At 60.8% G+C, this 13,299-nt stretch carries 16 protein-coding genes and 1 tRNA gene; 13 read left to right on the forward strand and 4 right to left on the reverse strand.

Annotation, left to right across the window (positions count from 1 at the left end; genetic code table 11):
• Positions 1-2: 2 nt before the first annotated feature.
• Together OOJ09_RS18815 and OOJ09_RS18820 are read right to left on the reverse strand one after the other, a co-directional pair.
• A complete protein-coding gene (locus tag OOJ09_RS18815; protein ID WP_269906618.1) occupies positions 3-986 on the reverse strand; it encodes a zinc-dependent alcohol dehydrogenase family protein in 984 nt (327 codons plus the stop codon).
• Between the two features lie 244 nt (positions 987-1,230).
• Positions 1,231-1,728 carry a cupredoxin domain-containing protein gene (locus tag OOJ09_RS18820; RefSeq protein WP_269906619.1) on the reverse strand — a complete coding sequence of 166 codons (498 nt, stop codon included), beginning with the start codon at positions 1,726-1,728 and terminating at the stop codon, positions 1,231-1,233.
• 259 nt (positions 1,729-1,987) lie between these two features.
• Here OOJ09_RS18820 and OOJ09_RS18825 point away from each other — a divergent pair, with 259 nt between their 5' ends.
• The 6 genes from OOJ09_RS18825 (at position 1,988) to arcC (ending at position 7,768) form a co-directional block, all read left to right on the forward strand.
• The gene (locus OOJ09_RS18825) at positions 1,988-2,269 is read left to right on the forward strand and encodes a PepSY domain-containing protein (protein ID WP_269906620.1); all 282 of its coding nucleotides are present in this window, start codon (positions 1,988-1,990) and stop codon (positions 2,267-2,269) included.
• A gap of 43 nt (positions 2,270-2,312) precedes the next feature.
• On the forward strand, positions 2,313-2,843 hold the full coding sequence (locus tag OOJ09_RS18830) for a cytochrome b/b6 domain-containing protein (protein WP_269906791.1): 531 nt from the start codon (positions 2,313-2,315) through the stop codon (positions 2,841-2,843).
• Between the two features lie 291 nt (positions 2,844-3,134).
• On the forward strand, positions 3,135-4,601 hold the full coding sequence (gene arcD, locus OOJ09_RS18835; protein ID WP_269906621.1) for an arginine-ornithine antiporter: 1,467 nt from the start codon (positions 3,135-3,137) through the stop codon (positions 4,599-4,601).
• Between the two features lie 13 nt (positions 4,602-4,614).
• The gene (locus OOJ09_RS18840) at positions 4,615-5,829 is read left to right on the forward strand and encodes an arginine deiminase (protein ID WP_269906622.1); all 1,215 of its coding nucleotides are present in this window, start codon (positions 4,615-4,617) and stop codon (positions 5,827-5,829) included.
• Between the two features lie 18 nt (positions 5,830-5,847).
• Positions 5,848-6,849: an ornithine carbamoyltransferase gene (gene argF, locus OOJ09_RS18845; protein WP_269906623.1), complete on the forward strand. Its 1,002-nt coding sequence runs from the start codon at positions 5,848-5,850 to the stop codon at positions 6,847-6,849.
• A gap of 1 nt (position 6,850) precedes the next feature.
• Entirely contained in the window at positions 6,851-7,768 is a 918-nt protein-coding gene (gene arcC / locus OOJ09_RS18850) for a carbamate kinase (protein ID WP_269906624.1), read from the forward strand.
• Positions 7,769-7,807: 39 nt separating this feature from the next.
• On the opposite strand, the gene OOJ09_RS18855 is transcribed toward arcC, so the two are convergent.
• Positions 7,808-8,101, reverse strand: a complete 294-nt coding sequence (locus OOJ09_RS18855; protein ID WP_269906625.1) for a hypothetical protein — start codon at positions 8,099-8,101, stop codon at positions 7,808-7,810.
• A gap of 171 nt (positions 8,102-8,272) precedes the next feature.
• On the opposite strand from OOJ09_RS18855, the gene OOJ09_RS18860 reads away from it, so the two are divergent.
• The 7 genes from OOJ09_RS18860 to OOJ09_RS18890 all read left to right on the forward strand — a co-directional run bounded on the left by OOJ09_RS18860 (position 8,273) and on the right by OOJ09_RS18890 (position 12,766).
• A complete protein-coding gene (locus OOJ09_RS18860) occupies positions 8,273-8,920 on the forward strand; it encodes a helix-turn-helix domain-containing protein (RefSeq protein WP_269905888.1) in 648 nt (215 codons plus the stop codon).
• 49 nt (positions 8,921-8,969) lie between these two features.
• A complete protein-coding gene (locus tag OOJ09_RS18865; RefSeq protein ID WP_269906626.1) occupies positions 8,970-9,491 on the forward strand; it encodes a GNAT family N-acetyltransferase in 522 nt (173 codons plus the stop codon).
• Between the two features lie 268 nt (positions 9,492-9,759).
• Positions 9,760-9,849, forward strand: a tRNA-Ser gene (locus OOJ09_RS18870).
• A 182-nt stretch (positions 9,850-10,031) separates the two neighbouring features.
• The gene (locus OOJ09_RS18875; protein ID WP_269906627.1) at positions 10,032-11,276 is read left to right on the forward strand and encodes a tyrosine-type recombinase/integrase; all 1,245 of its coding nucleotides are present in this window, start codon (positions 10,032-10,034) and stop codon (positions 11,274-11,276) included.
• A gap of 459 nt (positions 11,277-11,735) precedes the next feature.
• The gene (locus OOJ09_RS18880; protein ID WP_269906628.1) at positions 11,736-11,942 is read left to right on the forward strand and encodes a transcriptional regulator; all 207 of its coding nucleotides are present in this window, start codon (positions 11,736-11,738) and stop codon (positions 11,940-11,942) included.
• An 86-nt stretch (positions 11,943-12,028) separates the two neighbouring features.
• Positions 12,029-12,532, forward strand: a complete 504-nt coding sequence (locus OOJ09_RS18885; protein WP_269906629.1) for a hypothetical protein — start codon at positions 12,029-12,031, stop codon at positions 12,530-12,532.
• A gap of 33 nt (positions 12,533-12,565) precedes the next feature.
• Positions 12,566-12,766 carry a hypothetical protein gene (locus tag OOJ09_RS18890; protein ID WP_269906630.1) on the forward strand — a complete coding sequence of 67 codons (201 nt, stop codon included), beginning with the start codon at positions 12,566-12,568 and terminating at the stop codon, positions 12,764-12,766.
• Here the strand turns inward: OOJ09_RS18890 and OOJ09_RS18895 are convergent.
• A complete protein-coding gene (locus OOJ09_RS18895) occupies positions 12,753-13,220 on the reverse strand; it encodes a hypothetical protein (protein ID WP_269906631.1) in 468 nt (155 codons plus the stop codon). The two genes, OOJ09_RS18890 and OOJ09_RS18895, sit on opposite strands and share 14 nt — an antisense overlap.
• Positions 13,221-13,299: the final 79 nt, after the last annotated feature.

Genomic DNA, 13,299 nt, shown 5'->3' on the forward strand with positions numbered 1-13,299 from the left:
AATCACGGCACCAGGACGGCGGCGCCGCTCAATCTCCCTTCCCTCAGATCGTCCAACGCCTGGTTGGCCTGTTCCAGCGGATAGACCTTGGTATGCGTGCGAACCTGCGCGCGCTTCGCAATGGGGAAGAACTCTTCCGCGTCGCGGCGCGTCAGGTTTGCTACCGACACCAGTTCACGCTCTTCCCAAAGCAATTTGTAAGGCATCGCCGGGATGTCGCTCATGTGAATGCCGCCGCAAACCACACGGCCACCCTTGCGGACAGCACGAAGCGCGATCGGCACCAGGTCACCGACAGGAGCGAAGATGATCGCGGCGTCGAGCTGCCTGGGCGGAAGTTCATCCGAACCGCCCGCCCAGGTCGCTCCGAGCGAGCGTGCAAATTCCTGTGCTTCCTTGTCACCCGGCCGGGTGACGGCGAAAATCTCACGACCTTGCCAGATCGCGATCTGGGCGACGATATGCGCTGCGGCGCCGAAGCCGTAGATCCCGAGCCGCTTGCCGTCACCGGCTTTCTTCAGGCATCGCCAGCCGATCAGGCCAGCGCAAAGCAACGGCGCCAGCGACACGGGGTCGGCATCCGGGTCCAGATCGAAGGCGAACCGCGCGTCGGCAATGACATGGCTGGCGAAACCGCCATCGCGTGTATAGCCAGTGAAGTCTGGCTGGTCACAGAGATTTTCACTCCCTGCGGCGCAGTAGGGACAATGTCCGCACGTATGCCCGAGCCAAGGCACGCCAACTCTGCGCCCGACCCTGGAACGGGCGACGCCATCGCCAACCGAATCGATGATGCCGACGATTTCGTGCCCCGGGATGAGCGGCAGTCTCGGATGAAGCAGATCACCGTCAACCACATGCAGATCGGTCCGACAGACCGCGCATGCCTCGACCTTCAGCCGGATCTCGCCCGCGCCAGGCATGGAATCGGGCCTGTCGAGGAGTTTCAGGGGGGTGCCAATGCTTTCGAGCACCATTGCTCTCATGACGCGCTCCATGATGCCCGGAAACAAACGAAAGCGGACTGCGATCCACCCTTTCCGCCAGACCCGAAATCACGCGACGGCGATGCGATCTTCAACCACGCGAAACACCGGACACTGCCCACGCAGCCCGTTCCGTCGCGCGTCGTGCGGCGGCCCCCCCCCCCGAGAACAATGGCGATCCCGGCAAGCTTTCAAAAGCCGCGACAATCGCAGGCTCGGGCCAAAGGGCTGCCTGGTTCAGGGCCTATGGATCGACGGTGAACTCGGCCCACATGCCGGCTCCAAAGTGACCCGGCACGTTGCAGATAAGCAGGTATTTTCCAGCCTTCAGTTCGACGGTCAATGTGCCTGATTTGCCGGGATCGAGCTCCGAGACTTCGCCCTTGTCGCCAGCCTTGTCTTCGTCGACCCGGTTCTCGGCCTCAACGTAAGGAAGTGGCTTGCCGGGATCGGCAAGGTACATCACGATCATTTCGTGAACGGTGTCCTTGGAGTCATTCGTCACATCGAATGTGACCTCCCCGGCCTTCACCGCACCGGGCGAGACCTTGATGCCCATGGTCGCCTTGGCGAGATCGAGTCCTGGCGTTGCATAGGCAAGACCCGTCGGCATCTCCGCACTCGCGCCCTTGTCCCACAGCGAGACCTGGACAACCGCGGCAGCCTGGGCAGCGCCAGCACTGCCGGCCATGAGCATTGCGGCAGCAAGCCCGAGCGCTGCTCTCCTCGATATGGATTTCATGACGATCCTCCTTCAGGACGGCAGCACAAGCGCTCCACATCCCGACCGCCATCCTGCTCGCGGCGTCCCCCGCCGTCCTTGCGCCAGATCAAACTCACCGGCGGCGAGCCCGATCGGTGGCGCCGATGCAGCTGTCAGCCAGTTGTCAGGTTGAATTGGTTATGCCGCATCAATGACGTCATATCGCCGTCAGACCGAACCGATCGAAATCCACCCCTCAAGGCGCATCACCGCGCCCAACCTCCCGAATGGAGCCTTCATGTATCGCACACTCGTTCTCGCCGCTCTCGCCGGCATGGTTGCTGCAGGACCGGCGCTCGCCGCTGGCGCCAGCTGCAGCACCGCCCCGAAATCACAGTTCAAGCCCAAGGCAACGCTCGAGGCGCAATTGACCGGCGAAGGCCTTACCGTCCGCCAGATCAAGGTCGAGAAGGGCTGTTACGAAGTCTACGCAGTCGACAAGGCCGGCAAGAAAGTGAACCTGGCCTACAATGCCGAGACCCTTGAAAAGCTCGACAATGCCGAAGCCGGCGAAAACTGATCGGAACGTATCGGTAGCCGCGGACGCGCAGCCATCTCCGGAGATGGTGCGCGTCTGGGACCGGGTCGTGCGGAGCTTCCACTGGGCGCTGGTGCTCAGCTTCGTCACGGCCTGGCTCACCTCCCATTCCTCGGAGGACATTCACCATTGGGCTGGCTTCGCCGCTGCCGGGCTGGTCGCGATGCGGCTCTTGTGGGGCGTTCTTGGTACCCCCTATGCGCGCTTCTCGCAATTCGTGCGTGATCCGGCAACAGTGCTACGCTACCTCCTGGCGTTGCTGAGCGGTCGCGAAGCCCGCTACATCGGCCATAACCCGGCCGGCGGCGCAATGGTCGTCGTGCTGATTGCGGCGATGGGTTCAACCGCGCTGACCGGATGGCTGATGACAACGGACGCCTATTTCGGCGTGTCGTGGGTCGAAGCGGCGCACAGCCTTGCCGCGCACGGCCTGCTTGTGCTGGTCTTTTTCCATATAGGTGGCGTCGCGCTGGCGAGCTTTCGACATCGTGAAAACCTTGTCAGGGCCATGATCACGGGGCGAAAACGCGCAGCCGAGCCGGCGGACATCGCCTGACGATCCGCCAACGCGCCAGCCCCGATTCGCATCCCGCCGAACAACAGGCGCATGTCGGTCGCCCGTTGTTCGGCATGATCGCGGGAGCCGGCGACGCCACACGGACGACGTGGACCGGACAAATGTGCGAGCCGGGATCAGCGAGCGGTTTACGCGGCGACCTTGAAATCGGAACGGCAACGCAAACCGTCATTTGCCACCGCGCGGATGGATTTGACCCGCATCAAAGCTCCCGCTCCTTTTTCGTGTTCAATGCCTCCCATCAAGGTCTTCGAATTTTGGGAGCGCATCATGAGCACGGCCGGAATCAACATCCCTGTCCCTAGAGCCACTACCTCGGCATCGACGAAGCTTCGACTTGGTTCCCTCACCGCACTGGTGATCGGCTCGATGGTCGGCTCCGGGGTGTTCAGCCTGCCGCAGAACATGGCTGCCGGCGCCGGGCCTCTTGCCATCCTGATCGGCTGGGCCATCACCGCGGTCGGCATGCTGGCGCTGGTCTTCGTCTATCAATCGCTTGCCACCCGCAAGCCCGAACTCGACGCCGGGCCCTACGCCTACGCCAAGGCCGGCTTTGGTCCCTTCATCGGCTTCAACAGCGCCTGGGGCTATTGGATCAGTGCCTGGGTTGGCAACGTCTCCTACGCCGTGATTGTATTCAGCGCCCTGTCCTATTTCTTTCCGGCCTTCGGTGACGGAAACACCTGGCAGGCAGTGCTCGGCGCGTCGATCCTGCTGTGGCTGATCCACATCCTGGTTCTCGCCGGCATCCGGCAGGCGGCGGTCGTGAACCTCATCGTCACGGTGGCAAAGATCGCTCCGATCGTCCTGTTCGTCGGGGTTGTTGCCGTCGCCTTCAAACTGCAGGTCTGGTCGCTCGACTTCACCGGTCTGGGCAACGCCAGTCTCGGCTCGATCACCGCGCAGGTGAAAAGCACGATGCTGGTGACCTTGTGGGTGTTCATCGGCATCGAAGGTGCCAGCGTATTTTCCAGCCGGGCCGAGCGCCGCAAGGATATCGCCACGGCGACAGTTCTCGGCTTCTTCACTTGTCTCGCGCTTTACGCCCTGGTGTCGCTGCTGTCGCTTGGCATCCTCAGCCAGCCTGAACTCGCCGTGCTTAAGAACCCGTCCATGGCAGGCGTGCTGGAGGCCGTTGTCGGGCCCTGGGGCGCTATTCTCATCAACATCGCGCTTGTCGTGTCGGTGGTTGGCGCCTTCCTGAGCTGGACCCTGCTTGCCGCCGAAATTCCGCATGTCGCCGCCAAGGACGGGACGATGCCGAAATTCTTCGGCCGCGAAAGCGACCGTGGTGTGCCGTCAACCTCGCTCTTGATCACCAACCTGCTCGTCCAGGCATTCCTGATAATCACACTTTTCGCACAAAGCACCTACCAGGCGCTGTTCTACATCGCGTCGGCCGCGATCCTGGTACCCTACATCTTTTCAGGGGCCTACGCTGCCAAGCTCGCGCTGACCGGAGAGAGCTACGAGGGCGGCGAGCAACGCGCCGGTCCGCTTTTCGCAGGCTTGCTGGCGACGGTCTATGGGCTGTGGCTCGTCTACGCGGCAGGCCCCGCATATCTGTTCATGTGCGCGATCCTCTATGCGCCCGGCATCCTCTTCTACATCTGGGCGCGCCGCGAAACCAATCAGCGCGTGTTCCATCCCGCCGAAGCGGCACTCGCCGCTGCCCTCGTCGCCGTCGCCATTCTCGCCGTTTACGAGATGTGGACCGGCGCTGTCAGCCCGCTGTGAGAGGAATGACGCGATGACAAGCTTGGGTGTCCATTCCGAAGTCGGCCGTCTGCGCGAGGTGATGGTCCATCGTCCGGATCTCAGCCTGCGCAGGCTGACGCCGGAGAACTGCAAGGCGCTGCTGTTCGACGACGTGCTGTGGGTCAAGCGGGCCCGCCAGGAGCACGACGTCTTCGTCGATGCCTTGCGCGAACGCGGCGTTCTGGTGCATTCCTTCGGGGAGCTGCTGACAGAGACAATGAGCCTGGCCAAGGCCCGCGACTGGCTCCTCGACCGCCGGGTTCATCCCGGCGTCGTTGGGCTGGACATGGTCGACGAGATGCGCGGATGGCTCAATGAGATGCCGTCGGAGCAGCTGGCGTCTTACCTTGTCGGCGGCATTGCCCGGGCGGAGCTTCCTTTCGAGCCCAAAGGCCTGACGGGAAGGACGCTCGCCCCCCAGGATTTCGTGCTGCCGCCGCTGCCAAACCAGCTTTTCACCCGCGACAGCTCATGCTGGATTTACGCTTCGGTTTCGGTCAACGCCATGTACTGGCCCGCCAGGCGCCCGGAAGCGGCCAATGTCGAAGCCGTCTATCGCTTCCACCCTCGCTTCCGCGACAGCGGCGTCCCCTTTGTTTCGCCGGACTTGGGAACGGGCACCAGCCTCGAAGGCGGTGATGTCATGCCGATTGGTGGCGGAACGGTTCTCATCGGCATGGGAGAGCGCACCACGCCGCAAGCCGTGGGCGACCTCGCGCGCAGCCTGTTCGCAGCCGGCGAAGCCACGCGTGTGATTGCCGCACTGATGCCGCGGGACCGCAGTTTCATGCATCTCGATACCGTCTTCACATTCTGCGACCGCGATTTGGTGACCATGTATCCGCCAGTGGTCGAGCGGCTGCGCACCTTCTCGCTGCGGCCAGGTGACGGAAAGTCCGCGGTTGAGGTCACCGATGAGAAGAAACCGTTCACCGAAGTGGTTGCGGAAGCACTTGGGCTGAAGTCCCTGCGGATCATCGCCACGGGCGGCGACCGCTACGAGGCCGAGCGCGAGCAATGGGACGATGGCAACAATGTCGTTGCGGTCGAACCCGGTGTGGTCATCGGCTACGACCGAAATGTCTATACCAACACGCTTCTGCGCCGCGCGGGAATTGAAGTGATCACGGTCGAGGGCGCCGAGCTTAGTCGCGGTCGCGGCGGCGGGCACTGCATGACCTGTCCGATTGCCCGTGACCCGATCTGACCCGAAAAGGAAATTCCCATGTCGATCAATCTTCACGGTCGCTCCGTGCTCACGCTGGACGATCTCACGGCCAACGAGATCCGATTTCTTCTGAAACTGGCCGCCGACCTAAAGGCCGCCAAGCTCGCGGGGCACGAGATTTCGCGTCTTGTCAGGAAGAACATCGCGCTGATCTTCGAGAAGGATTCGACGCGCACACGGACGGGGTTCGAAGTGGCGGCCTATGACCAGGGCGCCCACGTCACCTATTTCGGCCCCACTGGCAGCCATATCGGCCACAAGGAATCGATGAAGGATACCGCCCGTGTGCTCGGCCGCATGTACGACGCGATCGAATATCGCGGCTTTGGCCAGCATCAGGCCGAACTGCTTGCAGCGCATGCCGGCGTGCCCGTTTACAACGGCCTCACCGACGAAGCGCATCCGACGCAGATACTCGCCGATTTCATGACCATGCGCGAATTCACGCACAAGCATCTCTCCGACATGACCGTCACATTCGTTGGCGAAGGGCGCGACAACGTTGCGCTGTCGCTGGCGCTGGGTGCCGCCAAGGTCGGCATCGACATGCGCATTGCCTCGCCAAAGGAGCTGTGGCCGGATGAAAAATTCTGCGCCCATGTCCGGGAGCTGGTGGAGCGTAGCGGCGGCCGCTTCCGGCTCGACGAGGATGTGGTGAGTTGCGTCCAGGATGCCGATTTCATCTACACCGACGTATGGATGTCGATGGGCGAGGACAAATCGGGCTGGGCCGAGCGCATTCGCCTTTTGAAGCCATATCGTGTCACCAGCGAGGTGATGGCTGCCGCCGGCAACCCCCACGTCAAGTTCATGCATTGCCTGCCGGCGTTCCACGATACCGAGACAGAGGTAGGTGCCTTCGTCGCGAAGGAATACGGGATCGACTGCATGGAGGTCACCGACGAGGTGTTCGAATCGGCTGCCTCGATCGTTTTCGACCAGGCGGAAAACCGCATGCACACCATCAAGGCCTTGCTCGTCGCCACGATCGGCAACTGAGATGCGTATCGTCGTAGCGCTCGGCGGAAACGCACTGCTGCGTCGTGGAGAGCCGATGACGGCCGGGAACCAGCGCGCCAACATCGTGCGCGCCGCCTCGGTGCTCGCCGAACTCGTCGGCGAAGGGCACTCGATCGTGATCACGCACGGCAACGGACCGCAGGTGGGGCTTCTGGCCCTCCAGGCGGCGGCGACCTCGGATGGCGGCACATTTCCACTGGACGTGCTCGGCGCCGAGAGCGCCGGCATGATTGGCTATGTGATCGAGCAGGAGCTCGGCAACCTCCTCAGGCAGAGGCTGTTTGCGACCCTGCTGACGCAGGTGAAGGTGGATCCGCACGATCCGGCTTTCGCTCATCCGACGAAGCCTATCGGCCCGGTTTACGACGAGGCAACGGCGCGCAGGCTTGCCACCGAACGCGGCTGGCAAATCGCGCCCGATGGCGACAAATGGCGCCGCGTCGTGCCCTCGCCCAAGCCGCTGGCGATCCTGGAAGCATCCGTGATCTCGTTCCTTGTCGAACGCGATGTCATCGTCATCTGCACCGGCGGCGGCGGCGTTCCGGTGGTGGCGCGAGACGATGGCAGTCTTTACGGCGTGGAGGCCGTTATCGACAAGGATCTGGCAAGCTCGCTTCTTGGCCGCCAGTTGAAAGCCGACATGCTGCTGATGCTGACCGATGTCGACGCCGTCTATGTCGACTTTGGAACCACCGCCGCTCATGCGCTCCGGCGAGTGACGCCCAGGGAGATGTCCGGACGGAATTTCCCCGCTGGCTCCATGGGACCGAAGGTCAGCGCCGCAATCGAGTTCGTTGAAGCGACCGGCAGGCCGGCCGCGATCGGCAAGCTCGATGACGCCGTCGAAATCGTCAGGGGAAATCGCGGCACATGGCTCGAAGCCGGCGCTTCCCTTTGAGGCGCGCCGGGCGGATGAGCCACCCAGTTCGGCCTCGCCCTAGAAAAGCGTGCCGTCGTGATGGAATGGCCGAACGTGGCTGGGAGACGCCGAGTTTGCCGCGGCGTCCACCGTGGCGCGTTTGTAAACCAGGCGTATGACAAAGGCGAAGTATCCGACCTGCAGCAGGACTAGGTCGACGATCGCCCAGCCTAGTGCGCTCCAGATTGAACCGGTTGCCGTGTAGGCCCATAGGGCCACGATGCCCGACGAAAAAAACATTCCCACCAAAAATTGCGGAAGATACATCGCTGCCCACCAGCCGTTCCGATGCAAGGGTTCGAAGTCCCCCACTGCTATCGCCCAGCGCAAAGGAACATTCTAGCGGCCGGAGTGCCTGGCCGCTTGATATGAATCAACAAGCCGGACGACCAGATTAGGTAGTTTCCCGTAGGGACATAACCGAATTTCGCCACCTGCGGATTCGCGCGATTGCTGTGTCGCGGATCAACCGGGAAAACAGCCATGCACACCTACACGACCTCCAGAATTGCCCTGCCGTCACGGTCCTCCCAGCCTGCCCTGCCAGAGGCTTTCGAGCCCGCGCTGCTGCAACCGCTCAGCTTCTTTCCCGCCGGCGCGGAAATCTATGCCCAGGGCGAGAAGGCAGGGCCCTTCTATCAGGTCGAATTCGGCGCCGTCCGCATCTACCGCCTGCTGGCCGATGGCCGCCGGCAGATCAGTGCCTTTCACCTGGCCGGCGAGACATTCGGCTTCGAGGCCGACAGCACGCATCATTTCTTCGCCGAGGCAATCAACGCCACCGGCATCCGCGTCTTCCGCTTCGCCACCGGTGCGGACATCTCCCGTCAGTTGCTGCCGCTGGCGCTCAAAGGGCTGACCAGGGCGCAGGAACACCTGTTGGTCCTCGGCCGCCAGAATGCCATCGAACGCGTCGCCGCCTTCCTCCTCGACATGGCCGAGCGGCAGGGTGGATTGCAGCCGATCGAGCTGCCGATGTCGCGCATGGACATCGGCGACTATCTCGGCCTCACCATCGAGACCGTGTCGCGGGTTTTCAGCAGGCTGAAGGACAAGGGCGTGATCCGCCTGTCCAGCCTGCGCAGCGTCGAAATCGTCAAGCACGACGCCCTGCAAGATATGAGCGAATGACCAACGGTAGCGCATTGCTTCCGCAACAACCCAGGATTAGAGGCCGCATATGACCAAGAACAGCGCGATTACCACACGTACCGGATTTCACTTTGAGGTGCGCCGTGCGCGGCCCGAAGACGAACCGACCCTGGCGGAGTTCTTCACCCATGTGACGCCAGACGACCTGCGGTTTCGCTTTCTCGGCGGAGTGAAGGAAGTTTCGCACGAGCGGCTTGTCGCAATGACGCGGTCCGATGACGCGCGAATACACAATTTTCTGGCTTTCTCGACCGACGGAATGCTGATCGCGGTCGGAACACTCGCGTGCGATGAGGCTCGGCGGCACGGAGAGGTCGCGATTTGCATCAGAGCGGATCGCAAGCATATGGGCGTCAGCTGGGAACTGCTCGCTTACATAGCGAGATATGCTGAAGGCTTGGGCCTCCACACAATCGAGTCGATCGAGAACCGCGAAAACCGTGCAGCCATCGAGCTCGAACGTGACATGGGGTTCACCGTCACGGCGTACCCCGACGATCCGACCCTCGTCCTGGTTCAACGCCAGCTGGGCAGCGGACTGCCGGACTAGCTGCCACAGCTTGCCAGTTTTTCAGGGACCCGGAAATGGAGTTTGCTGCCCACGGCGGTTTCCTCATCCGTGGCGTCGCCAGCAGGTCGACGCCGGGTCCGGCATTCCCATGGCATGCTTGGATGCAGGCGGACGCTGCCGAGCAAGTTGACGTGGCGATCCGGAGCGCGGTAAAGGCGAAGGCGTGAACGCCCTTTCGGTAGCAAAATGGTAGCAGCGGCCACTTGGGCTCCTGTCGAAAGCCAGAAAACCTAACGAAATCAGGCATGGAGGAATGGCCGAGCGGTTTAAGGCACCGGTCTTGAAAACCGGCGTGGGTGCAAGCTCACCGTGGGTTCGAATCCCACTTCCTCCGCCAGATACCCTCACCAACGTTTACCGCTGTTGCCAAAAGATACGTAAAAGCAACGCAATAAGCCCACCTTCTTTTCCCATCGTTGCCCGTTCATCCCAAGATTGACATTGCTATACCCGGTTGAAACCGGGGTATGAAACCGGGTATGATTTTCAACCTACCGGGTATTTTTGGGAATCGAAGCCATGCTGACCGATATCGCAGTCAAGAAAGCCAAGGCGGCCGACAAGCCGTACAAGATGGCGGACGGCAGCGGCCTGCACCTTTTCGTCAGCACAGCGGGCGGCAAACTATGGCGTTTCCGATACGAGTTCGGCGGGAAGGAAAAGCTTCTGTCTTTTGGGCCATACCCGGACGTTTCGCTTTTGGAAGCACGCGCGGCGCGTGACGATGCTAAGAAGACGATACGCGACGGACGCGACCCCGGCATCGCAAAGAAGCTGCGCAAGCTGGCGCATACCACCGACACAGGAAACACATTCGAGGCAATAGCGCGCGAGTGGCACGACATCCACAAGTCGACATGGGCAGAGCGGCACGCGCATGATGTGCTGTTCAGCCTTGAACGCGATGTTTTCCCGACGTTAGGAAATGTTCCAATCAAGGATATTTCCGCCGCCGATGTCTATTCATTGCTTCGCCCTATTGAGTTGCGTGGCGCAAAGGAAACAGCACGCCGAATCCGTCAGCGCATGAGCGCGGTGTTTGAGCGTGCAATCGCCTCGGGTCGAGCGACAGACAATCCCGCGGCATCAGTCAAGGGCGCGATGGCGCCTATGAAAAAGGGTAAGCAGCCCGCAATCACTGACTTAGACAGAGCGCGTGAAATGCTGACCAAGGCAGAGGGAGAACCGGCGCATCCTGTCACCAAGCTTGCGTTACGCATCCTCGCTCTGACTGCCGTTCGGCCAGGTACGCTGACGACAACGCCATGGGCGGAGTGGGCGAGCCTCGATGTAGACGCGCCGGTCTGGCAGATACCAGCCGCACGAATGAAGTTGCGGCTGCAGCACAAAGAAGACGATGCGCGCGACCACATTGTTCCGCTGTCCCGGCAAGCCGTCGAGGCGATTGCTGCCCTGCGCGTAATCAGCGGGCGCGGCCCCCTCGCCTTCCCCAATACGCGCCACGCACACAAGCCCATGAGCGAGAACGCAATCGGCTATCTGCTCAACCGGGCTGGCTTCCACCACAAGCACGTTCCGCATGGCTGGCGTTCGACTTTCTCAACGGTCATGAACGAGCGCTTTCCTGCCGACAGATATGTGATTGATTTGATGCTTTCCCACTTACCGAAAGATGGTGTCGAGCGGGCTTACAATCGTGCAGAACACCTAGCGCGCCGTCGCGAACTGGCGCAGGTATGGGCCGATTTGATCTTGGCGGATGCTAGGCCGGCAACAGACTTACTGGCTGGTGCGCGAAGGTAGGACAACAAAAACCCCGCCGAAGCGGGGCTTTGTCGTTCGTGGTGCGTGACGTCTAGGCGAGCATTCCACCCGGACAAAGCGCCGTCCGAAACAGCAAGCACTGCTCACACGGCTTGTCGCCTGGCGCTACATCAATTAGTACCTCGCCAAGCATCACCCTATCCCTTTGTGGATCCGCTACGGCAAACGACCGCACGCCGTAGATTTCGACGCCTTTGGTGGTTCTTACTCTGGTTAGCACCAGCGATGGCATTGGCTGGTCTCTATGCGATATGCACTGTCCTAGTTTGAATTGCCATTCGGTGGCGGCTTGGGTGTTAACCGTGTGGGCATTCATGGCGTGGCTCCTCGTTGCATCATAGTGGCGTTTTCGCTACTATGTAAACAATACTACTGGAAATCGCCACGTCAAGGCGTTTTCGATACGGAGAAGCGATTTTGTCACCAGCACAATGTAGGATGGCTAGAGCAGCGCTAATGCTGGGCGTCAGGGAGTTGTCGACGGCTGCCGATGTCTCGACCAACACGATAACCCGATTTGAGAAAGGCGAAGAACTTAAGCCACGTACAGTCGCCGCTATCCGCGCAGCACTCGATGCGGCTGGCATCATCTTTATCGATCAGAACGGCAATGGCCCTGGTGTGAGATTGCGAGACAGAATCTGAATATGCCGATCGGTATAGAAATATACCGAATAGCATAATAATTACAGTGGGTTGACTCCATTGCGCTTACGTGACCTTGATAGCGCATGGACATCCCTATGCCAACACAACTAGGCACCATTTACACCGCGAAAGAAGCGGCTAGCCGGCTCAAGATGACGCAGCGAGGCGTTATCACGCTGGGCAAGCGGTACGGTTGCTGCTCCATGAATGGGCGAAACGCACTGTTTTCTGAGCAAGATTTGCTCGACATCTGGCAGATCATGCGCGCTCCGGCTACCGCGACTAAGCGCGCCACGGCCAGCGCAATCGCATTCTATACATCTGACGCCTCCTACAAGGATCTTCTCCGCACGGACCAACGAAAACGTGAGGAGAAGCGACGCTTGTGTAAGGAACGCGAGGCTGCAGAGCGCGAGCGCCGCCTCGAAATAAAGCGGCAAGCGTCCCGCGCAAAGCTTGATGCGGTAGCTGCTAAAGCGGGCCGCGGCTTTGGAGGCGAAGCGGAAGCCGGTGGATACCGAACCTCTCGACTTCAACAACCGAGATCCGGCCTACTGGACAGACGAGAGAAAGAACCGACTGCGTGATGAGCGCGTAGCCAGGCTGAATGGGGACGCGAAATGACCCATGAACCTCGAACCGTAACCAACGCCGCTCTCGATAAACTCCCCCTCTTCGCCACCGATCTGGAAATCGCCATCGCGATCGTGGGAAAGATGAGGCCCGCCAACCAAGGAGTTGGTGCATGGGGTGACTTGGCTGGCTATCCGGAATACCGGAAGGCTGAGGCCGAAGAAGAAAGATTGCCTATTCAGAAATGAGGGTGATCGCCCGCAATTCGTCCGGAGTTTTTGCTTCGTCAATTTCGGCAATCTTCGTTGCGTCTCGCAATTGCTGTTTATCGGCAGCGACGGCTGCAAGCTTACCCTGATCTCCGGTCTCGATAGCCTGCAACGCTTCTATATCTTTTGCCGCCAATAGAGGCGCACGCTCTACTCGCAAGCGATCGCGAGTAATATCTCGCGCCTTGTCCATGTCGACAATTATTTTCCCATCCAGCACCGACCATGCATTTCGCATGTCCTGGTGCTCGGTCGGGAAATCCCCCAACTGGCAACGATGCCAGCCGGACGCAGCTATCCCAATCGCTTCCCATGTTTCCTTGTTCGCGTCAACCTGTGCCTGAACGTCCTCATCGGACGGGTCGGATGGTTCGAATATTTGCATGCGACCAACTGAGCCGTTGTCAAAAGCGATAGCTACGATAGTCGCCATTTATTGCACTCCAAATCCTGACACATGCCATGCAGCAGGATCGGCCGCAAGATTGGTCGTTGCTGTATTATCCGTGCAG

The sequence above is a fragment of the Mesorhizobium qingshengii genome (assembly GCF_027563465.1).
Taxonomy (GTDB): domain Bacteria; phylum Pseudomonadota; class Alphaproteobacteria; order Rhizobiales; family Rhizobiaceae; genus Mesorhizobium; species Mesorhizobium qingshengii_A.